The sequence below is a fragment of the Arcticibacterium sp. SM2516 genome (assembly GCF_057914865.1).
In genome coordinates this window covers 3,416,038-3,435,841 of sequence record NZ_CP195290.1, presented here as the reverse complement: position 1 = coordinate 3,435,841, position 19,804 = coordinate 3,416,038, and the positions used below count along the sequence as shown (strand labels likewise).

The window sequence follows — 19,804 nt, the reverse complement described above, 5'->3', positions numbered from 1 at the left end:
TTTTTAAAGGACATTAAACCCACTAATTGGTTGCAAATTAACAGAATTATCCGGCTTTAGGATGAGCCTGTTTGTGGATGTCTTTTAGTTTTTCTATGGAATTATGAGTGTATATCTGGGTTGCAGACAAGCTGGAATGTCCCAAAAGCTCTTTTATGGCATTTAAATCTGCCCCCTTATTGAGTAGATGTGTGGCAAAAGTATGTCGCAGCACATGAGGGCTTTTCTTGGTTTGGGTAGAGACTAAACTCAAATATCTTTTTACCAAACGTTGGACAAAAACGGGATAAAGTTTTTTGCCTTTATTGGTTACAAATAGAAAGGCTTCTGCCTCGTTAAAGGTGGTCTTTTTTAAAGCGAGATAATCGATGATTTTTAATCTTAAAGATGCCGTAAGGGGAATAATACGGTATTTGTTTCTTTTACCCAATACCGAAATTTTAGAATCAAAAAGGTCTATGTCTTTCTCGGATAAATGTATAAGTTCAGAAAGTCGGATACCTGCACCATAAAGCATTTCGAAAATCATTTGGTCTCGCATTCCAGAGAAACCTTTCTCAAACTGCATATCGTCAAATAAGGAAATCATGCCGCTTTCGGCAATAAATACAGGAGGTTTAGAAGGTGTTTTTAGGGATTGAACCTTTAGGGTAGGGTTCTGTACGATTTTCTTCTTGCGAAGTAAAAAGGAATAGAATGCTTTAATGCTTGCTATTTTTCTATTAATACTTGTATTGGCCAGTTTTTGATTGGAAAGTGAAACTATCCAAGCTCTAATTTCTCTGAAAGTAGCTTCTGAGGGTTTGTCTGTTTCGAAAGTCTCCAGTAAGAAATCTGAGAACTGTATAAGATCTTTCTTATAGGCTAAGAGGGTATGAGGGCTTAACCTTTTTTCATTTTTAAGATAGGATAAAAAAGAAACGACCATTTCTGAGAAAGCACTGATTGGTACAAATGTACCGGTACAATAACTTATTTAACTCAAAAATGGCCGAAAATATTCTCTACAACGAAGGATTAATCATCCTGTCCGCCGTAAGTTTTTTGAATATACTTAGCTTTAAGTACTTCAAAACGTCTATCAACAGATTTCTTAGTGAATTGCTTACGACTACGTAGTTCACGCAAAACACGGGTACGCTCAAACTTCTTCTTAAAGCGTTTTAAAGCTTTCTCTACTGATTCGTTCTCCTTAACTTTTATTTGTAGCATACTTTACACCTCCTTTTTTTCTTCTTTCGGGCTGCAAATATAAGGGTTTACTTTTAAGATAAAAGGCTTATATCTAAAGACTTTTTAAATAATCCTTAAAGGAATTTCCTCGTGTTCTTTGCTAATATGCACCAGAGCGTCTCCCTGGGTTACAATCGGAGAGTGGTTGGAGCATATAATATAGCCAGAAAAAGTAGCTTTTACCTTCTTTTCAAAATCCCCGTAAGGGTCAGAAATACTTCCTATAACTTCACCTTTCATGACCTTCTGACCTATACTCACTCGTCTTCTATACATACCAGAATGGTTGGCCCTAATCCAAGTAGATTTTTTGATTAAAATCTGTGAAGTTTGTTCTTCTGGGTACTCTAAGAGCTCTTTAGAGAAATCTCTCATCCCTAAATGATGCATCATTTTTAAGGCTCCTTTTATACCTCTATTCGTAACCGTTTTATCTAAATGGTGGTTTTTACCACCTTCAAAAAGCAGAATTTTCTTGCCTAAAAGTGAAGCAGACTTTCTAAAGGACTTATCTAAAACGGGAGAATCAATAATGAATTTGGTTCCAAAAACTTTTGCCAGGTCAAAAGAACCGGGAAATGTTCTGTCTATTCTTATCTGTGAAAAGTTAAATCTATTCCCACTTCCGGTATGATAGTCTATACAATAATCTACATGAGGAATTATTTCTTCCAGAATGTAATGGGCAAAACGAGATGCTAGAGAACCCTTTGGTGAGCCCGGGAAAACACGGTTAAGATCTCTGCCATCTGGAAATTCTCTAGTAAGATTTAAGAATCCAAATACATTGATAATAGGGATACAAATGACAGTGCCGTATTTTGGTTTAGTGAATTTATTTGAAATGAGCTGACGAACTATTTCTACACCGTTTACCTCGTCACCATGAATTCCTGCCGTCAACAGGAGCACTGGGCCGTTCTTTTTTGCTCTTTCAATAATTACGGGAACTTCAATTCTTGTTCTGGTATGCAGTTTGGCTATGTCAATATTGACGACAGTTCTGCCGGGGAGTATTTCAGTGTCTAATATTTTCAAGGGAATCTTTTTGATACGTGTGTTGAAATTAAAATGATTAGAAACCTTTCAATCTTTTTCTATTTCTAAAAGCCCATAACGCCAAGGCGAAGAAAACTCCCATAAAAACGTAATACAGCCCATTGATTTTTACTTCAGTCCCAAAAAGGTTTAAATCGATTAGAAAAAATAAGATCGTTAAGACCGAAGTGAAAACCATCGTGAAAAGCGAAAGTTTTTTGATAATGTCTTCCAATGGGCAATTAATTAAATGGAACCCCCAAAACTACATGGTTTTAATTAAATTTGCTTAAGTAAAATATAGAAACCCCTAGAATTAAATGAGTAAGATAGAAGAATTTAGAGACTCCGTTAATAGCGGTTATACTTTCAAAGGTGATAGTATTCTTTTAGGTGCGGCGAAATTAGATGACGAAGTCGTTCCTAATACCGGAATCAAAATACCACTTAAAACACTTAATCGTCATGGCTTGATTGCTGGTGCTACGGGTACGGGTAAAACTAAAAGTTTACAGGTATTAACAGAAGGCTTAAGTGATAATTCTATTCCTGTCTTGCTGATGGACATTAAAGGAGATTTAAGTGGTTTGGCTGCGAAAGGAGAAGCTAAAGATTTTATTTTGGCAAGAACAAATGCCGCAGGAATTGATTATATCCCTTCGGAGTATCCCGTAGAACTCTTATCGCTTAGTGATGAAAAGGGGGCCAGGTTAAGGGCTACAGTTTCTGAGTTTGGGCCAATTTTACTTGGGAAAATTTTAGGATTAAATGATACGCAAGAAGGCATCGTTTCGGCTATTTTTAAATATTGTGACGATGAAGGCTTAGCCCTTTTAGACTTAAAGGATTTCATCAAAGTGCTTCAGTATCTTACAGATGAAGGTAAAAAGGACTTTGAAAAGGACTATGGAAGAATGTCGACCACTTCTTTAGGGACTATCATGAGAAAGGTTATTGAACTTCAGCAACAAGGAGCCGACCAGTTTTTTGGAGAAACCAGCTTTGATGTGGATGACCTAATGCGTTTGGATGACAAAGGAAGAGGTGTTATCTCTATTTTAAGAGTGACGGACCTGTTGGATAGACCAAAATTGTTTTCCACTTTTATGTTGAGCCTTTTGGCGGAGCTTTATGCAGGATTGCCAGAAGCAGGAGATGAGGATAGACCTAAGTTGGTCATATTTATAGATGAGGCTCATTTGGTTTTTCAGGAAGCCTCTAAAGCCTTACTTCAACAAATAGAAACCGTTATAAAACTTATAAGGTCAAAAGGAGTAGGTATTTTCTTTTGTACGCAAAATCCTCAGGATGTTCCAGCGTCGGTTTTGGGTCAGCTTGGTCTTAAAATTCAGCATGCCTTAAGAGCATTTACCGCTTCTGATAGAAGGAAAATAAAGGAAGCAGCAGATAATTATCCATTGACAAACTTTTTTAATACCGAAGAAATTCTGACATCTATGGGTATAGGCGAAGCCTTAGTGACGGCCTTAGATGAAAAAGGTAGACCAACACCGTTGGCAGTTACTTTTATGTGTCCGCCACGTAGCCGAATGGATATTTTGACCGATAAGGAGATTGATGATATCGTCGAAAACTCTAAAATGGTAAAAAAATACAATAAGGATATTGATAGAGAAAGTGCCTACGAGATATTGAGTATCAAAATGGAAAAAATGGCGGAAGAGGAAGAGCAGGAGGCTGCAAAGCCAGCAGCTAGAAGAGGAAGACCTAAGGTAGAAAAATCTACCATGGAGACTATTTTAGGAAGCTCGGCTGCAAGGCAAGTAGGCCGCACAGCTGCTAATCTTATCACTAGAACTTTGTTAGGGGCTTTGGGTGTGAGTACTAGAAAAAAGAATTGGTTTTAAGAGGTATTTATAGGAAAGGAGATACCTTATCTGATGAGGTTTCACTTTGAATATATTCAACTACACAAGGTAATATGCTAATAGGAATTGGTGGTGTTAGCCGCTCAGGGAAAAGTACATTGGCAAATCTGCTGGTGACTTACTTTAGAAAGAATGGAAAAAAGGCTATTATTTTCCATCAGGATGACTTTGTTTTTCCAGAAACTGAAATTCCTAAAGTGAGGGATAAAACAGACTGGGAGTCGCCAAGTTCTATAGATCACGATTTGATGTTTGAGTTAGTGGCAGAATTCAATAATAGGTTTGATGTGGTCATTGTAGACGGGCTATTTGCTTTTTATGACGACAAGCTCAACAACCTGTACGATAAAAGGCTCTTTGTGAAAATCTCTAAACGTAGCTTTTTTATCCGAAAGGTAGCAGATAATAGGTGGGGTTATATTCCCACATGGTTTGTAGACCACATTTGGAAGTCTTTTCTGAAATATGGAAATGAAAAGGTCATAAAAGGCGATTACATCACCGTGTCTGGAGAAGACGAGTTTGATATGGAAAAGGTAAGGAAGTACTTAAAATGAGTCTTTAATAAACATACTTCGTTTTTCTTTACACATATTTCCTCTAGTTTATTTCATCCCAGTATCTTTGTAACTCTCAAACTAAAACAATAGCAATGACCATAATAGACGGTAAACTTATTTCAGCTCAAGTAAAAGAAGAACTCAAAATAGAGGTTGACAAAATTATAGCGGAGGGAGGTAGCGTACCGCATCTTGCTGCAGTTTTGATAGGTGACAATGGAGCCAGTGAGTCTTATGTGGCCAGTAAAATTAAATCTTGTGAGCAGATAGGATTTAAGTCTACGCTCATAAGAAGAGACGCCAGTGCCACGGAAGAGCAGGTTTTGGCTATTATTGACGAGTTAAATAAGGACGAAGATATTAATGGTTTTATCGTGCAGCTGCCTTTGCCAGACCATATTAATGTGGATAGAATTATTGAGGCCATAGACCCTAAAAAGGATGTAGATGGCTTTCATCCGATAAATATTGGCCGTATGGCTAAAGGGCTTCCTGCTTATGTTTCTGCTACACCTTATGGTGTTTTGGAGCTTATGAAGCGTTATGATATTGAAACTTCGGGAAAGCACTGTGTGGTGGTAGGAAGAAGCCAAATAGTGGGACTGCCTATGAGTATTTTGATGCAAAGAAATGCGTATCCAGGAAACTGTACGGTTACTTTAACACATAGCAGAACTCAGAATCTTAAAGAAATAACATTACAAGCCGATATTTTGGTAGTGGCCCTTGGTCGCCCAGAATTTATAACCGCGGACATGGTAAAGCCAGGTGCGGTGGTGATAGATGTAGGATTAACCAGAGTAAAAGACGCCAGCAAGAAAAGCGGATTTGCTCTGAAAGGTGACGTGAAATTTGACGAAGTAGCCGAGATAGCAAGTTTCATTACGCCAGTACCAGGAGGCGTTGGGCTGATGACCGTAGCTTCATTGATGTATAATACGCTTTTGGCCTCAAGAGGAGAGATTTATGGGTAGGTGATTTTTTGCAACTTAATATTTCACTTAACAACACGTGTAAATTCCAAGGAACTTGCACGTGTTCTTTTTTTGTTCTAGCTTTAGATATAAAATCATTTCAAAATGAGTAGCACTAAACTTACATTGACAATAAAAGATGCTCGTATAATAGAAGAGGCGAAAGCTTATTCTAAGGAAACTGGTAGAAGTTTGTCTAACATGTTTGAAAATTATTTAAAAACTGTTTTGAGGGAGAAAGGAGAGGAGGGAGTTAAAGAGTTACCTCCCTTAGTGAAATCATTGAGCGGATGCGTACCTATGCCTGAGGGGAAAACAGATGATGATATACTCTGGGAGGCACTTCAAGAAAAGTTTCTTTGATGAATATTTTTATAGACACAAATGTAATTCTAGATGTTTTTCATTTGAGGCACCCTTTTTATGATGCTTCATCCGTTTTATTAGGGAAATGTGAAAAAGGAGAGCATACAGGGTTTATGAATTTGATTAGCCTTGCTAATATTCATTACATAAGCTCTAAAATTGTCGAAAAGGAACAATCCATTTCTAATCTAAAGGCCTTGCTCGGCTTTATAAAAATAACCTCATCTAATTCTGATTTGGCAAAGCAAGCCCTATATTCTGACTTTAATGATTTGGAAGATGCTCTTCAGCATTTTTCCGCAGCAACAATTGATAATATAGGAGCTATAATCACCAGAGATTTAAATGATTTTAAAACTAGCGATATACCTGTTTATAGCCCCTCCGAATTCCTGAAACTCAATCCTTAGCCATCACCACCTCATCTTTCTGGTAGCCATACGCCAACCTAAGGGGAGCCGTGTGAGCATTATCGCCCATGGAAATATCAATGTCGTCCATGTTAAATTGGCTTGGATGTTCGTAACCACAAGCATGGCTTATTTCCATAATTTCCTTTGTAAGGTTCTTCATGTAGTTCGCAAAACGTACACTCTTTAAGGCAGGATCAAGACCTGACTCTAACCATTTATTATTGGTCGCAATTCCCGTTGGGCATCTGTTGGTATGGCAGGTTTGTGCTTGAATGCAGCCGATAGAAATAAGTGCCTCACGAGCTACATTGATAAGGTCTGCACCCATAGCTAAGGCCATAATGGCACTATCTGGCATGCCTAATTTACCGGAGCCTATAAATGTGATTCTTTGCGTTAGTCCGTATCGCTGAAAAACCTTGTAAACAGAGGAGAACCCATAAACCCAAGGTAATGCTACATGGTCAGCAAATGATGGAGGAGCCGCTCCAGTACCGCCCTCGCCACCATCTATGGTAATAAAGTCTGGGCCATAGCCCGTGTCTTTCATTAAAACAGCTAACTCCTCCCACATTTCTAGCTTTCCTACAGCAGCCTTTATCCCTACTGGTAATCCTGTATGTTTGGCAATAGTTTCAATGAAATCTACCAGTTCAGGTATATTACTAAATGCACTATGCGATGCCGGAGAAAGTACTGCTTCTCCTATTTTTACATGCCTTATTTCTGCTATTTCTTTTGTGATTTTTGAACCAGGAAGCACCCCCCCTTTACCCGGCTTTGCTCCTTGAGATAGTTTTACCTCTATCATCTTAATGTTGGGGTTGTTTTTAACCAATTCCTCCATCTTTTCAATATTGAAATTGCCATCATGGTCTCTCACTCCAAAATATCCTGTACCAAAATGAAAGCAAATATCTGAGCCAAATTTATGGTACGGAGAAAGTCCTCCCTCGCCTGTGTTATGATAGCAGCCAAACTGTTTTGCACCTTGGTTTAATGCGGAAACTGCTGCGGCAGAAAGAGATCCATAACTCATAGCAGAGATATTTATGATAGATTTTGGCCTGTAAGGTTTATCTCTATGGCTTCCTATGATTTTTGCAGCTGGGCAAGGTTTATCAAAACTTTCGTATGGGTCTGTTTTTAAGGGCATTAAAGCTGGTTTGATGAAAATATAACCTGCCTCATGAATATCCTGGTCAGTGCCAAAACCCTGATAATGGTTTTCCTTTTTAGAAGATGCATAGACCCATGCTCTCTGACGGCGATTAAAAGGTAATTCTTCTCTATTATTGGCTACAATATACTGCCTCAGCTCTGGCCCAATGCTTTCTAAAAGGTATCTGATATGTCCTATTAAAGGGAAGTTATGGACAATGGTATGCCTTTTTTGAACAATGTCTCTAAGAATAATGGTGACAATAATTAAAACCAGGTATACCCACCAAGGTAGTGATGTGATGAAGTTCATTGAGATTAGAAGTTTGGTGCCACAAAGCTATTAAAAAAGCTCGTCTCTTTGCAGAAACGAGCTTATTCATCCGAAGGAATTTAACGCGTTAAGATTATTGCTGTTCAATAACTTCGCTCAAATGCTGCCAATATTCTGGATAAGATTTCACCACCACATCAGGCTCTTCAATAACCACATCAATTAACATCGCCAATGGAGCAAAGGCCATCGCCATTCTGTGGTCTTCATAGGTTTGGAAAATCGGAGGCTCGGTTATCGCAGTAATATTAGCGTTTCCTTTTACTTCGTAAAGGTGGTTGGTTTCTATTTCCACTAAATCTCCACCAATCTTTTTAAGTTCGTTTTGAAGGGCTAAAACGCGGTCTGTTTCTTTAATTTTTAAACTCTCAATTCCCGTGTATTGGGCTGGAATGTTTTTTGCAGCACATATCACGGCCACAGTTTGGGTTAAGTCAGGGCAGTTTGCAAAATCCCATTCAAGACGCTCTGCTACAGGGATTTTAGTCAATAAAACCCCCTGCTCCGTAAAAGTACTTTCTACGCCCAAAGATTTCATGATTTCCACTATAGCACTGTCACCTTGAAGGGAGTTCTCCTTTAGTCCTAATAGTTCTATTTTGGTATCCTCAAACTGCGATAAAGCCACCACGCTGTACCAGTAGCTAGCTCCAGACCAGTCAGATTCTATGCTATAACTGATAGGATTATAACGCTGTGGTGTCACAGCGAGTGTTTTAGCTTTCCAGTCGGCGGCTACTTTTACTCCAAAAGATTCCATGAGCTGTATGGTCATGGTGATATACGGAATTGAACCTATTTCCCCAGTCAGGTTAATGGTCAAACCCTTTGGTAAAGTAGGAGCAATCATTAAAAGAGCAGAAATATATTGGCTGCTTACATCTCCTCGGATATTTACAGAGTCTGCTATTTGATATTCAAATCCGCTAATGGTATGTGGAGGATAGCCATCTTTCTTTAGATAATCTATTTCAACACCTATGCTGCGAAGAGCATCCACAAGAATACCGATAGGCCTTTCTTGCATTCTAGGAGTTCCTGTTAATCGTTTTTTCTGGCCTTTTGAAGCAAAATAAGCCGTTAAAAACCGCATGGTAGTTCCAGCGTCTAAAACATCTGCAGTATCCGAATCTTCTTTAAGAAGGCGAATCATGGTCTGCGTGTCTCTGGCAGAAGCAAGGTTCTCTAAGTTTCCTTTAAATCCACAAAGTGCATTGATAATTAAAGCCCTGTTACTTTCAGATTTTGAAGATGCCAGAGGTATTTTTCCTTGATAACTATGCGTGTTTTTTTTGAGAAGAATGCTTTCCATCTAATTTGCCTTTTGAAATTTTTGAATGGCAAAGATAAAAGCTATGACCAAAATATGTTCAATTAACCATTTAGATATTGAGTGGAATTTAATATTGAAAGACGCGTAGTCTTCTTTTTTCGTTGAATTTGTATTTATTAAACAGTTTTTGTCTGTTAGATAACAATATCCTACCGGCTTCTATACCCACCATATAGTAAATGGTGTTGATGTTTTCCCATGGCTTTCTTTTGAAATAAACCCATTCAAAAAGTAGTGGAAGAAAGAAAATTGGTGAGAATTTGTAGTTCAATCCTTTTCCAACAATTCTTTTATGCATAAAGTCAATGTCTTTCAGATAGAACATCCTAATTTGATAACGTTGCATCGTATTATCAAAATAAGTCATGGATAGTGTACTGTCTGTTAGTCGAGTTAATTCGCCTAAAAATAACATATCATCAGTCCCTATAGATATTTGCTCGTCCATATAGATTTTCTTCCTTTTGGTTGAGCCTATTTTTTCTATCACCAGATATTTCTCCCCATTTTGCATCGCTTCAAATTCTTCTGGATTATTCTTCCTAAGAATTTCTTCCACAGACTTTGGGTCTCTCATGTGAGGGTCTTGAGCCATGAGATTAGCAGTGAATAGGAATAATGCTAAAAAGAGAGGGATATTTTTATTCATATATCTGAGCACCTAGTTTTTGTCTGAGAAAGATACTCCACCAGAGACTATTATTTTCATGGCTTCGGCACTGGACAAATCAACCAGTTTTATACTTGTTTTCGGTACAATAAACATGTCGCCAGAAATGGCGTAACTATGTGGGCAGTAGACAGAAACCATGTCTTTTTCTCCAATCTCTTCTAAGCTCTCTTGGGTTAGAAATCCTAGCTTGTTTACACTGTTTTCCTTATTTAATGTTACCAAAACCGGATGTTTAAACTTCTTTTTGTCGCCAACAAAAGCGGATATCAAGTCTTTAAAAGCGGAATAAAAAATCCTAACCAGTGGAAGGTTTTTAATGCCATTTTCTATCCAATTTTGAATGGTGCTAGGCAGCAATCGGGTGAAAACAAAACCCGTTAGGGCTGTGCCACCAATCACAATTAAAAAACCCAAGCCAGGAATAACATATTCCTGGCTTGGATTATCCGCCGCAAAACGTATTCTCGCTAGACTGTCTACAAAATCAAAGGCACTGTATAATAATACCAGGGTAAAACCAACTGGGGCTACAAACAGAAGCCCTCTCATGAAATAGTTAACTAACGATTTGAGAATTCTTTGCATAAATTAAAGGTTTGTCACCCTTTTGTCTTTTGGATATTTTACGGTGTACTTAAGTAATATTTTTTTGCTCTGACCGGCGGGAATTGATTCCGACCATTTGATTTTTCCTGTTTTCGCATCTAACACACCACCGCTTAATTCTTCCGTTTCCACTTCTATGTCGGAGTTTTGAGAAACCGGAAGTTGGTCTTCCACTATCACATTAACAGCTTCTTTTTTTTCGTTTTTAACAGTGATTTCAAACCCTAAGCTTTGTCTTACATTAGACCCAAACGTTCTGGTAGATTTATAATCCTTTATTTCTTCTCGCTTTACCTGAATTCTCTCATCTCTACCCAGACTAATTTTAAGAATATCTTCCACTCCAGCTTGCTTTATATAAGATTGTCCCACAAAAGTATCTTCAAAATATACATTTGCGGATGCAGGAAGCAGCTTATATTTTTCCCAGTCTTTTACTTCGGCTACTAGAAATCCATTTTCATCAAACTTTGGTACTACGTAAGTCGTGTATTTGGCATCTAGGTTAAGGTCTTGAATTTCGACAGTTTCCGCTTTTCCAGATTTAATAGTGTATGGTAGGCTGATGTCAAACTGTGCATTTAATTGGTTTTCAACTACTTCAGCATAGTTTGCAGCGGTTACCATATCTATGCCTACATCTGCCATAGATTCCATAGGCGACGCTGATTTCATTAGAGCACCAGCTCTGGCAGCTGCGGGCGGTCTGTTTTCATAGAAATTTAGGTATTGAGGATATATTTCTGGTTTTACGGAGCTTCGGTTTACCTGAGCTGTGGAAAGGCTGAGTTTCACATTGTCCCAACTTACTCCTGTATTTTGATATACTTCTGCTTTGTATTTGATGTTTACAGGGCTTTCGGTGTTGGCTACCCTGATATCATAATTTGGGTTCCAACCTGTCCCATAAACCAAATATTTTAAACTTAACCTTGCTGTGGTGGCGTTATTGGCCTTAACCGTCAATATTATTTTACCCAAAGGCAAGTTTCTTGATGGATCTGTTTTTAATTGATTTTCAATGCCACTTTTTTGTGTTTCTAATACTTTCTTTTTCTTATTTAAAGTCAATTTCTGAGTTCCTAATTCGGTTAGTTTTTTCCTGAAATAAGCACTCATTTCCTCTAAATCGGAAGAGAGCAGGTCGTCTGTATCGCTTTTGATTTTGGTGTTGTCCATAACCATTTCTGTTTCCCGCTTATTGACATCCAATTGCATGTCTATTTGGTCAATATTTGCCGTAATCATTTCCAGAGAATCTTGAAGCATGATTACTTTTTTGGAAATAAAATCTTTTTCAAAGTTGACCGCCAGTAAAACAAAATCCCCTTTTCCTCCTACTTGAATGGTATTATTGTCAATAGTTGAGGCCAGATCGGAAATGATGATTTTAGAAACACCGCTTTTAAGATTTGCGGTTACGTTTGACGCAATTTGTGCCCTGTTTTGGAAAACCGTAATGTGTTCTATTTGTGCTTTGCTCTGAATATCCTGAGCCATGACAAAATTCACGAAAAGAAGAAGTAGGAGTGTGTTTAAGATTTTCATAATTAGTTGATAGAATAATTAAAATATACGAATTCTATTGCAATTCTCTGTAAGATCTAAATCGAATTAATGTGCAATTGGTTCTAAAAACGCTTTTTTTTCAATTTTAGCATTAGCTAGAATTCAGAATTGATAATTTCGCAGTACAATTTTACCTTACGAAGAAATGTTTGATCATAAAGAGATACAGAAGTTTACCGAAAATATATTCATTGCCATTGGCTGCTCAGAAGAACACGCAAAGCTTGCAGCTGATGTGCTTATTTCTGCAGACCTGAGCGGAGTAGACTCACATGGTGTGGCTAGGCTAGCGGGTTATGTGAGACTTTACGACCACGGAAGACTTAATACGACACCAGATATTAAGATCATTCACGAAACGCCTTCTACCGCCACTGTGGATGGAGATAGAGGTTTGGGCTTAGTAGTAGCCCCATTTGCAATGAAAGTGGCTAAAGAAAAGGCGGAAAATGTAGGTAGTGGCTGGGTATCGGTTCAAAACTCCAATCATTTTGGTATTGCGGGTTATCACTCTTCTTTGGCTTTAGAAAAAGACATGATAGGCTGGGCCATGACCAATGCTGCTCCGCTGGTAGTTCCTACTTTTTCAAAAGAAAAGCTTTTAGGTACCAATCCTATTTCTGTGGCCATACCGGCCAATAAGCAACCCGCATTTTTAGCTGATTTTGCATCAACAGCCGTAGCATACGGTAAAATGGAGATTCTTCAAAGGCAAGGTAAGCCTGCACCTATGGGTTGGGTCCAAGATGCCGATGGCAATGCAACGGATAATAATAACGCCGTAAAAGAGGGTGGAGGTTTGTTGCCTTTAGGCGGCGATAGAGAACACGGAAGCCATAAAGGATACGGTTTGGGTTCTATAGTTGATATTTTTTCTGGCGTACTTTCAGGAGCAAATTTTGGGCCTTGGGTGCCGCCATTTGCTACGGCAGGTTTTCACGGAGTAGCTGCTGAGCAAGTAGGAAAGGGGACAGGTCACTTTTTAGGAGCCATGCGAATTGATGGTTTCAGACCAGCATCAGATTTTAAAGAGCACATGGATATTTGGATAAACAGATTCCGATCAGCACCTGCTATAGATGGGGAAACAGTCCAAATTCCTGGAGACCAAGAGCGTAACTTTAAGGCAGAGCGTTTAATAACAGGCTTACCACTGAATGATAAAGTGGTAGAGAGCTTAGAGGAATTAGGGAAGAGGTTTGGGATTAAGTTTTAGGGTGTCGTTTAAAATAGTTAGCTAGCTCGGGTGACGGCACGGGGTTGAATTCATTCTTTTCATATTGTTGGAAGAACTTTTTAAATATGTTCATGAACTCTGTTCTTGGCCTACTAAGTAATTGGCTAATTTCTTGTGGTTCAATAATTTGGAAAGCCAATTTGTCAATGTGATATGTTTCAGAACGAAGAGAATTGAAAACCGTGGACTTAAGAAAACCTTCAAAATCTTTCTCAAGAATAAATGCTCTCAAAATTGATGAAGCTTCTGAAAGTATAAATTTGTTATCATTTGGTATTGCTTCTACACTTGGTTCACTTGACCAAGTGAATTTATATATCTGCCAAATTTCCGAGTTCATTTTTTGCGTTTCTGAACAATAGTTTTCAAAGTGTTTTAGGTTGATACTAATCAATTCTTCGTATTCTAAAGGAATGAAAAGCTTTTCCCTTCCTTGATTTAGAAACGTGGAAACTAGCTCCATTTCTGCAATATGTGGAAATTCACTTTTTGACAACGTTTTAATCAAGAATTCTTTGTATTGACTTGTTGAACCATTGTAATACTTAACCACTTTACTGTTTTCCCAGTTTAATAATTCAGTTATAATAGATGAGCTATTGAATTGAACTAGGTTGCCGATATTGTAAGACCGGTAGTTGGATTTTTGCCTGGAAAAATGAAGCATTGCGAGGATATATTTTTCAAAGTCTTCTCTTGATTCTAAACTAGGACGGATGCTTAATCTCTCAGCTAGAGCTAGCTCAAGACCATTACTCACAGACTGCTCCAGATAACTAAAAAGTTGAGGTAAATCTTTTTGGAAGTTTCGTTTAAATTCTGAATTGGACAACTCTTTGTCTTGTAATTGATAGGTGAAATATCGGTTGAATTTGTTTGGATAGTTAGCAAGGATTTTATCTTCACTTAGCTCATACCTGGGTGAATTTGTAGGGAAAATGGTATCTGTTAAATTTACAATTTCATTTATTTCTGAAGTCCCTAAAGAAAGATATTCAGCTTTCTTTAAGAGGAAATATTTAAATGTTTTAATCGAACTCAATTCGTTTTGGAATTCTTTTTGTTCTTGAAACTTAAAGACTAATCTTTGATCGTATTCGCTTTTTGAATCTAGGAAATCATATTGCCTTATAAATAGTTGGCGATGAACAGTAGGATATTTAAACCTAAGAAGCTCTAATCTAAAATAATCTGTAAAATCCACCTCTTCCTTAAGCCTTGCATAGTTAAGCTCTAAAGCGTTTATAAATCGGTTGATGTCCCTTATATTTTGTAGCCATTTATGGTAAAGGAATAAGGAGTCAACGCCGTTTTCTTTTAGAGTAGTTTCTCCAAACTTATTAATAAAGACATCTTTAAAGTATTCACTTAATAGGTTCTGAGTGTAGGAGGGTAGTGGAATTTCAAGTTGGATGATTTTTTCTAAGTAAGTTTCTGGATTTGCAATAGACTTACTTTTTATAGCCTTCATTACATATTCTCTATCGTATGCCAATATGTAGCTGATGTTAGGGAAGTTCGCTGTGTTTCTAACAAGCCTTAATATTTCTAAAATTTCGTCTGAATCTAATCTGTCGATATCATCTATAAATACTATAAACTTTTTCTCGGAGGTCGAGAAGTAGTCTTTTATCTGTTTGTAAATGTCCGTTTTGCTCTTTTTTGTAAGTATTTCTGAAAATAGTACTCTATTTAAATACCCTAAAAGTCCGTTATCCTTACCTTCTAATTTATCAGAATACTCTCGTAATCTAGACTTTATTTTTAATTCAAACGAATCAATTTCTTCTTCTAGTAGAGCAAAAAAATCTTTGGAAATGGAGTGTGAATTTGTGCTTTTCCAAGGGTCGAATTTGATGATTCTATTGGAGTCACTTTTTTTAAGCTCTTTTCCTAAAAGATTGAGGAAAGAAGTTTTACCCATTCCCCATTGGGCATTGATAGCAATAGCAAAGGCTTCTTTGAACGATGTTGAATTAATTCTTTTTGATAGCTCTTCAACATAATTTCTAAACATTAACTCATCGTCTTCTTCTGAAGAAATTGGTATGTCTTGAAGGAAGAGAGAATCTTCATCTTGATTCCTAAGATTGGGTTTGTGTTTAATAAAATATTTGGGGAAAAGGATTAATGATATTCCCCAAATTATGTCAGTATACCTTAACCATTTTAGACTCTCAAATGAGTAAAGGTTGTAACTATCATAGTTATAGAAATTGTCAATCTTAATATTTAGTCTATAAAATATATAGATAGTGCTGATTGAGGATACGAAGGCAAGAGTTGAGATAGAGGGTTTCGTAGTCGATTTGACCACGACATAAATCATTAGTACAAAAAGAGCAAGTATTAGAATATCAGTTAAAAACGAAGTTCTTAAGTTGCTAAGAATAGGGTTAACTAAGATTTTATTGAGAATTTGTTCTAAAGGAAGTTTTAATGAGAGTACCGATATTACAAGAATACCGTTGATAATAAGTGTTTTTAAGGGGTGTGAATTTTTGGGCTTCATAGAGTAAATCTAACAAGGTAATTTCAATTTCTTTTTATCATGTAAAAATCTTTAGAACTAGTTTCTTTCAAAGAAAGGCTTCACAGATTTTGATCACTCGAATGTGTATAATTTCTGCCGATAGGTTGATTTTTATAGATTTAATACAATCCACAAAATAGAAACCTGTACCAGTTATCTGTCTTGGGTAACGGCTTGTTGATTTTTTGAACAAAAGAAGGAGAGAGAGGTGATAATTTGGCTAAAAAAAATAAGTCATGAAAAAAATACTCCTTATCTCCTTCGTCTTTTTGAGCATTGCCTGTAGTAAAACAGAGGTAGAAGTTGAAAAGGATAATTGTAAAATTAGCCAAGCCACATTATCATCAACCAAAAGGCTTGCTTTTGAGTATGACGGCGACCGAATTAAAACGGTTACTTATTTCCTTTCAGGATATGTCTATAACGTTAATCTTATTTATGATGGCTCAGGAAAGCTTACCGCCACGGCCTGGAAAAGAGATGGGGTGGCCATTATTGATGAGAGCTATACCTATTCTGGTAATAAGATTTCAAGAGTTGATTATCTATATAGTGATGGATATGATGGCTTTAATGAATTGGAATATGACGCAAAGGGTCAGTTAACAAAGTTTACCTATAATTATGAGGGAGCGACAAGAACCCCATACACGACGTTTGAATATAATTCGGAAGGTTCTCTGATTAAAACGGAAGAGTTCGCTGTGAATGGCGATTTAACCCTTAGAAAAATAGTGAAACCAGTCAACTTATTGAAATCGCCAGAGAGCCTAATTACCTCGGCTGGGATGCCTTTTGACTTGTTTTCTGAAACCCCATTTAAAAGCGTTTTGGGTGGTGATGGCACCATTATAGAAACCTACTATCCTGATAATAATGGCGGTGTCGAGCTGTTTACTACGGGAGTGGTTTCTGAATCTAAGGTAAACTCAAATGGTTATCTAGAAAGCTATTTGGTAACAGTTAGCGGAGGTTCTAGTTTCACTAATACCACAAACTATACTTTGGAAGATTGTGATTAAAAATCAAACCTTAAGTCAGCTCCATAGGTGCCAGTTGTAGAAGTAAGGGAATGCCCCTAGCAAAACGACCAAAGAATCATTTTTTTTGGCGTCCTTTTGAGCCAAGATCATGCAATTCGGCTTTTCTTACTTTAGATAATCTTAATCATTTCATAATGGTCTATCCCCATTTCTTGAAATAGCGGTTTACTTGTTTTTAAATACCCCAGTTTGTCGTAAAAACCAGCAGCATAATGGCGGGCATGTAGATTTATCTCTTTCAGTCCATTCTCTTTGGCGTAAGCTTCTAAAGCGGTTACCAGTTTTTTGCCGATTTGTTTTCCTTGAATTTCTGGGTCCACGGCCATTTGACGGAGTTTACCAATGTGGCTTTCTATTTTCAAAACCACCACACCCACTACATCATTATCTAAAATGGCAACAAAATGAATTTGATTTACTTCATCACTTAAGTCATCATTTTCGATCTTAAGACCCAGCGGTTTTCGAAGAACTTCGTCGCGTAACTCCAATTCCTTTTTGTAAAACGGACTTTCAAAATTGATGATTTGAATTTTTAGCTTTTCCATTTGGTTCTTTATGTCTAGTGACAAAAGTTTCAGTATGATTTCAATTTTCAAAGAAGTCTTACGTCTTTTGTTTAAATCTTTTATAAAAAGCAGAAATGAAGGTAAATGTAGGATTGGTGCAGATGAGTTGTGTTTCTGATGTGGAAACAAATATTCAAAAAGCAATAGAGAAAACAAGAGAAGCCGCTGTAAAAGGTGCTAATATTGTTTGTCTTCAAGAGCTTTTTACCTCACTGTATTTTTGCGATGTAGAAAGGCCTGAGAATTTCAATATGGCGGAAGCGATACCGGGGCCTACAACGGAGCGTTTCCAGGACTTAGCTAAGGAACTAAATATTGTAATCATAGCTTCGCTTTTTGAAAAAAGAGCCAAAGGCCTTTATCATAATACCACAGCAGTTATAGATGCAGATGGAGCTTATCTGGGCAAATACCGAAAAATGCATATTCCTGATGACCCGGGATATTATGAGAAATACTATTTCACTCCGGGCGATTTAGGTTATAAAGTTTGGGACACCAAATTTGGTAGAATTGGCGTATTAATTTGTTGGGACCAATGGTATCCAGAGGCTGCTAGAATCACTTCGCTTATGGGTGCTGAGATTTTGTTTTACCCTACGGCAATAGGCTGGGATACCACCGAAAAAAGTGAGGTAATCAATAAAGAACAATATGAAGCTTGGCAAACAATTCAAAGAAGCCATGCCATAGCAAACGGCGTGCATGTAGTTTCAGTAAATAGGGTAGGGCAGGAGGCAGAACAGCAGTTCTGGGGAGGTTCTTTTGTAGCTAACCCACATGGAAGGCTGCTTTATCTAGCCTCTCATGATAAAGAGGAAGTGCATGTTCAGGAAATAGACTCCGAAATAACAGAATATTACCGTACCACATGGCCATATTTTAGAGATAGACGCATAGATAGCTATGAGCCTATTACTAAAAGGTATATTGATTAAGTCAAGGAATATATTCCTCTAAAATCAAGATTTTTATGAAAAAGGAGCACCTGAAATTCACAGATGCTCCTTTTTGCTATAAGGAATGCTCACCGAAAATTGGACTCGGCGTATACTTCAAAGCAAAAGGAATAATTGTATATTTTTTAATATGTTCTACGGCCTCAGCGACATCGTCGGTGATTAAAAACAGGTCTCTATCGTCTGCAGAAATTGTTTTTTCTTCAATCATTTTTTGCACATGCATTTCTATATGCTGATGAAAGTCTTTCCCAAATATGACGATAGGAAACTGCTTTATTTTACCGGTCTGAATTAAGGTCATGGCCTCAAAGAATTCGTCCAAAGTCCCAAAACCGCCAGGGCAAATAACGAAAGCGTAAGAGTATTTGATAAGTAGTGTTTTCCTGACAAAAAAGTATTCCAAGTCAACCCATTTATCTAAATAAGGGTTAGGGAACTGTTCGTGTGGAAGAATGATGTTAATACCCACAGATTTTCCGCCTACGTCTTTTGCTCCTCGGTTTGCAGCCTCCATAATACCAGGGCCGCCTCCGGTCAAAATGGTAAAACCAGTTTTGGCTATTTCTCCTGCCAGTTGTCTCGCTTTAATATAGTGTTCGTTGTCTTCCTTAAATCTGGCTGAGCCAAAAACCGTTACAGCCGGTCCTATAAAGTGAAGGTTTCTGAAACCTTTTATGAATTCTCCAAAAACCTCAATAGCCATTTTAAACTCCGACCATCTGGACTTAGGCCCTTCTAAAAACTTAATTTCCGATTTTTTCATTCTTGTGGTTTAATGCTAAATGCATTTTTTGTGAATTTTCCCTTTCTGGGTAGTTTATAACTGTTTTACCAGCATTTTAATTCACTTTAAAAGTAGCAACCTTATCGTTTTGCGAATTCTGTGCATTTGGGTAAGGACTTACCGCAACCAGTTTTATGATTTGATTATCAAGGGTAATTTCTTCAGGAATACCTGATTTTGAGTCGCATTGAAGACACAGTTGCTGATTGCTAAAAGTCTTTTGGTCGATTTTGAAATCGAAAGTAACAACGGCCTCTCCGGCCCAAACACAGACTACGTCTTCTGGGCATCTGCTGTCTTCTATTTTTGACACTTTAATAGAGCTGCTTTCTAAAGCAATATTAAACTCGTAAGTGCTTTGTTCCTCGATTTCAATTTCCAGATAGGGTTCCACACTTTTAGTGGTGGTACATGCCGTTATAAGTATAAATAGACCGAAATACTTTTTCATAAGTTTGAATGTTTAATAACTTAAAACGTTTTGTGTATAGGTTTAATTATGCGAATTAAGGTCAATCCATTTTCTA

General features: G+C 37.4%; 20 protein-coding genes. 8 read left to right on the top strand and 12 right to left on the bottom strand.

All coding sequences use genetic code 11. The features are described from left to right. Positions 1-46: 46 nt before the first annotated feature. From ACSBFT_RS14315 to ACSBFT_RS14305, 3 genes are all read right to left on the bottom strand, one after another. Positions 47-928: a tyrosine-type recombinase/integrase gene (locus ACSBFT_RS14315; protein WP_489601132.1), complete on the bottom strand. Its 882-nt coding sequence runs from the start codon at positions 926-928 to the stop codon at positions 47-49. A gap of 89 nt (positions 929-1,017) precedes the next feature. Further along, complete coding sequence (rpsU, locus tag ACSBFT_RS14310; protein ID WP_341228352.1) at positions 1,018-1,212, bottom strand: 30S ribosomal protein S21; 195 nt, start codon at positions 1,210-1,212, stop codon at positions 1,018-1,020. An 84-nt stretch (positions 1,213-1,296) separates the two neighbouring features. Continuing rightward, entirely contained in the window at positions 1,297-2,271 is a 975-nt protein-coding gene (locus ACSBFT_RS14305; RefSeq protein WP_463047758.1) for a succinylglutamate desuccinylase/aspartoacylase family protein, read from the bottom strand. Positions 2,272-2,591: 320 nt separating this feature from the next. Between ACSBFT_RS14305 and ACSBFT_RS14300 the strand changes: the two genes are divergently transcribed. From ACSBFT_RS14300 to ACSBFT_RS14280, 5 genes are all read left to right on the top strand, one after another. Further along, the gene (locus tag ACSBFT_RS14300) at positions 2,592-4,139 is read left to right on the top strand and encodes a helicase HerA-like domain-containing protein (RefSeq protein WP_463047759.1); all 1,548 of its coding nucleotides are present in this window, start codon (positions 2,592-2,594) and stop codon (positions 4,137-4,139) included. 74 nt (positions 4,140-4,213) lie between these two features. Continuing rightward, positions 4,214-4,717 carry a uridine kinase family protein gene (locus ACSBFT_RS14295; protein ID WP_463047760.1) on the top strand — a complete coding sequence of 168 codons (504 nt, stop codon included), beginning with the start codon at positions 4,214-4,216 and terminating at the stop codon, positions 4,715-4,717. A gap of 95 nt (positions 4,718-4,812) precedes the next feature. Beyond that, the gene (locus tag ACSBFT_RS14290; protein WP_463047761.1) at positions 4,813-5,694 is read left to right on the top strand and encodes a bifunctional 5,10-methylenetetrahydrofolate dehydrogenase/5,10-methenyltetrahydrofolate cyclohydrolase; all 882 of its coding nucleotides are present in this window, start codon (positions 4,813-4,815) and stop codon (positions 5,692-5,694) included. 105 nt (positions 5,695-5,799) lie between these two features. After that, a complete protein-coding gene (locus ACSBFT_RS14285) occupies positions 5,800-6,057 on the top strand; it encodes a DUF6364 family protein (protein WP_489601131.1) in 258 nt (85 codons plus the stop codon). Continuing rightward, the gene (locus tag ACSBFT_RS14280; protein WP_489601130.1) at positions 6,057-6,470 is read left to right on the top strand and encodes a type II toxin-antitoxin system VapC family toxin; all 414 of its coding nucleotides are present in this window, start codon (positions 6,057-6,059) and stop codon (positions 6,468-6,470) included. The genes ACSBFT_RS14285 and ACSBFT_RS14280 overlap by 1 nt, the downstream gene beginning before the upstream one ends. Here the strand turns inward: ACSBFT_RS14280 and ACSBFT_RS14275 are convergent. From ACSBFT_RS14275 to ACSBFT_RS14255, 5 genes are all read right to left on the bottom strand, one after another. Then, complete coding sequence (locus ACSBFT_RS14275) at positions 6,460-7,947, bottom strand: FMN-binding glutamate synthase family protein (protein WP_463047764.1); 1,488 nt, start codon at positions 7,945-7,947, stop codon at positions 6,460-6,462. The two genes, ACSBFT_RS14280 and ACSBFT_RS14275, sit on opposite strands and share 11 nt — an antisense overlap. Before the next feature lie 94 nt (positions 7,948-8,041). Beyond that, a complete protein-coding gene (locus tag ACSBFT_RS14270; protein ID WP_489601129.1) occupies positions 8,042-9,280 on the bottom strand; it encodes a 3-phosphoshikimate 1-carboxyvinyltransferase in 1,239 nt (412 codons plus the stop codon). Between the two features lie 88 nt (positions 9,281-9,368). Then, positions 9,369-9,950, bottom strand: a complete 582-nt coding sequence (locus ACSBFT_RS14265; protein WP_489601128.1) for a hypothetical protein — start codon at positions 9,948-9,950, stop codon at positions 9,369-9,371. Between the two features lie 12 nt (positions 9,951-9,962). Continuing rightward, positions 9,963-10,559: a DUF502 domain-containing protein gene (locus ACSBFT_RS14260; protein ID WP_463047767.1), complete on the bottom strand. Its 597-nt coding sequence runs from the start codon at positions 10,557-10,559 to the stop codon at positions 9,963-9,965. 3 nt (positions 10,560-10,562) lie between these two features. Further along, the gene (locus ACSBFT_RS14255; protein WP_489601127.1) at positions 10,563-12,128 is read right to left on the bottom strand and encodes a DUF4139 domain-containing protein; all 1,566 of its coding nucleotides are present in this window, start codon (positions 12,126-12,128) and stop codon (positions 10,563-10,565) included. 166 nt (positions 12,129-12,294) lie between these two features. Between ACSBFT_RS14255 and ACSBFT_RS14250 the strand changes: the two genes are divergently transcribed. Next, entirely contained in the window at positions 12,295-13,365 is a 1,071-nt protein-coding gene (locus ACSBFT_RS14250) for an Ldh family oxidoreductase (RefSeq protein WP_489601126.1), read from the top strand. Here the strand turns inward: ACSBFT_RS14250 and ACSBFT_RS14245 are convergent. Further along, a complete protein-coding gene (locus tag ACSBFT_RS14245) occupies positions 13,355-15,898 on the bottom strand; it encodes a KAP family P-loop NTPase fold protein (protein ID WP_489601125.1) in 2,544 nt (847 codons plus the stop codon). The genes ACSBFT_RS14250 and ACSBFT_RS14245 overlap by 11 nt on opposite strands. A 257-nt stretch (positions 15,899-16,155) precedes the next feature. On the opposite strand from ACSBFT_RS14245, the gene ACSBFT_RS14240 reads away from it, so the two are divergent. After that, a complete protein-coding gene (locus ACSBFT_RS14240; protein WP_489601124.1) occupies positions 16,156-16,941 on the top strand; it encodes a hypothetical protein in 786 nt (261 codons plus the stop codon). A gap of 131 nt (positions 16,942-17,072) precedes the next feature. Here the strand turns inward: ACSBFT_RS14240 and ACSBFT_RS14235 are convergent, their stop codons facing one another. Beyond that, entirely contained in the window at positions 17,073-17,510 is a 438-nt protein-coding gene (locus ACSBFT_RS14235; RefSeq protein WP_489601123.1) for a GNAT family N-acetyltransferase, read from the bottom strand. 95 nt (positions 17,511-17,605) lie between these two features. On the opposite strand from ACSBFT_RS14235, the gene ACSBFT_RS14230 reads away from it, so the two are divergent. After that, positions 17,606-18,469: a carbon-nitrogen hydrolase gene (locus ACSBFT_RS14230; RefSeq protein WP_489601122.1), complete on the top strand. Its 864-nt coding sequence runs from the start codon at positions 17,606-17,608 to the stop codon at positions 18,467-18,469. Positions 18,470-18,545: 76 nt separating this feature from the next. Here the strand turns inward: ACSBFT_RS14230 and ACSBFT_RS14225 are convergent, their stop codons facing one another. After that, the gene (locus ACSBFT_RS14225; RefSeq protein WP_489601121.1) at positions 18,546-19,256 is read right to left on the bottom strand and encodes an LOG family protein; all 711 of its coding nucleotides are present in this window, start codon (positions 19,254-19,256) and stop codon (positions 18,546-18,548) included. 76 nt (positions 19,257-19,332) lie between these two features. Continuing rightward, positions 19,333-19,728: a hypothetical protein gene (locus ACSBFT_RS14220; protein ID WP_489601120.1), complete on the bottom strand. Its 396-nt coding sequence runs from the start codon at positions 19,726-19,728 to the stop codon at positions 19,333-19,335. Between the last annotated feature and the right edge of the window lie 76 nt (positions 19,729-19,804).

Coding starts and splice junctions, on each gene's coding strand:
- ACSBFT_RS14315 (WP_489601132.1), bottom strand. CDS start 928: ATGGTCGTTTCTTTTTTATCCTATCTTAAAAATGAAAAAAGGTTAAGC.
- rpsU (WP_341228352.1), bottom strand. CDS start 1,212: ATGCTACAAATAAAAGTTAAGGAGAACGAATCAGTAGAGAAAGCTTTA.
- ACSBFT_RS14300 (WP_463047759.1), top strand. CDS start 2,592: ATGAGTAAGATAGAAGAATTTAGAGACTCCGTTAATAGCGGTTATACT.
- ACSBFT_RS14295 (WP_463047760.1), top strand. CDS start 4,214: ATGCTAATAGGAATTGGTGGTGTTAGCCGCTCAGGGAAAAGTACATTG.
- ACSBFT_RS14290 (WP_463047761.1), top strand. CDS start 4,813: ATGACCATAATAGACGGTAAACTTATTTCAGCTCAAGTAAAAGAAGAA.
- ACSBFT_RS14285 (WP_489601131.1), top strand. CDS start 5,800: ATGAGTAGCACTAAACTTACATTGACAATAAAAGATGCTCGTATAATA.
- ACSBFT_RS14280 (WP_489601130.1), top strand. CDS start 6,057: ATGAATATTTTTATAGACACAAATGTAATTCTAGATGTTTTTCATTTG.
- ACSBFT_RS14275 (WP_463047764.1), bottom strand. CDS start 7,947: ATGAACTTCATCACATCACTACCTTGGTGGGTATACCTGGTTTTAATT.
- ACSBFT_RS14270 (WP_489601129.1), bottom strand. CDS start 9,280: ATGGAAAGCATTCTTCTCAAAAAAAACACGCATAGTTATCAAGGAAAA.
- ACSBFT_RS14265 (WP_489601128.1), bottom strand. CDS start 9,950: ATGAATAAAAATATCCCTCTCTTTTTAGCATTATTCCTATTCACTGCT.
- ACSBFT_RS14260 (WP_463047767.1), bottom strand. CDS start 10,559: ATGCAAAGAATTCTCAAATCGTTAGTTAACTATTTCATGAGAGGGCTT.
- ACSBFT_RS14255 (WP_489601127.1), bottom strand. CDS start 12,128: ATGAAAATCTTAAACACACTCCTACTTCTTCTTTTCGTGAATTTTGTC.
- ACSBFT_RS14250 (WP_489601126.1), top strand. CDS start 12,295: ATGTTTGATCATAAAGAGATACAGAAGTTTACCGAAAATATATTCATT.
- ACSBFT_RS14245 (WP_489601125.1), bottom strand. CDS start 15,898: ATGAAGCCCAAAAATTCACACCCCTTAAAAACACTTATTATCAACGGT.
- ACSBFT_RS14240 (WP_489601124.1), top strand. CDS start 16,156: ATGAAAAAAATACTCCTTATCTCCTTCGTCTTTTTGAGCATTGCCTGT.
- ACSBFT_RS14235 (WP_489601123.1), bottom strand. CDS start 17,510: ATGGAAAAGCTAAAAATTCAAATCATCAATTTTGAAAGTCCGTTTTAC.
- ACSBFT_RS14230 (WP_489601122.1), top strand. CDS start 17,606: ATGAAGGTAAATGTAGGATTGGTGCAGATGAGTTGTGTTTCTGATGTG.
- ACSBFT_RS14225 (WP_489601121.1), bottom strand. CDS start 19,256: ATGAAAAAATCGGAAATTAAGTTTTTAGAAGGGCCTAAGTCCAGATGG.
- ACSBFT_RS14220 (WP_489601120.1), bottom strand. CDS start 19,728: ATGAAAAAGTATTTCGGTCTATTTATACTTATAACGGCATGTACCACC.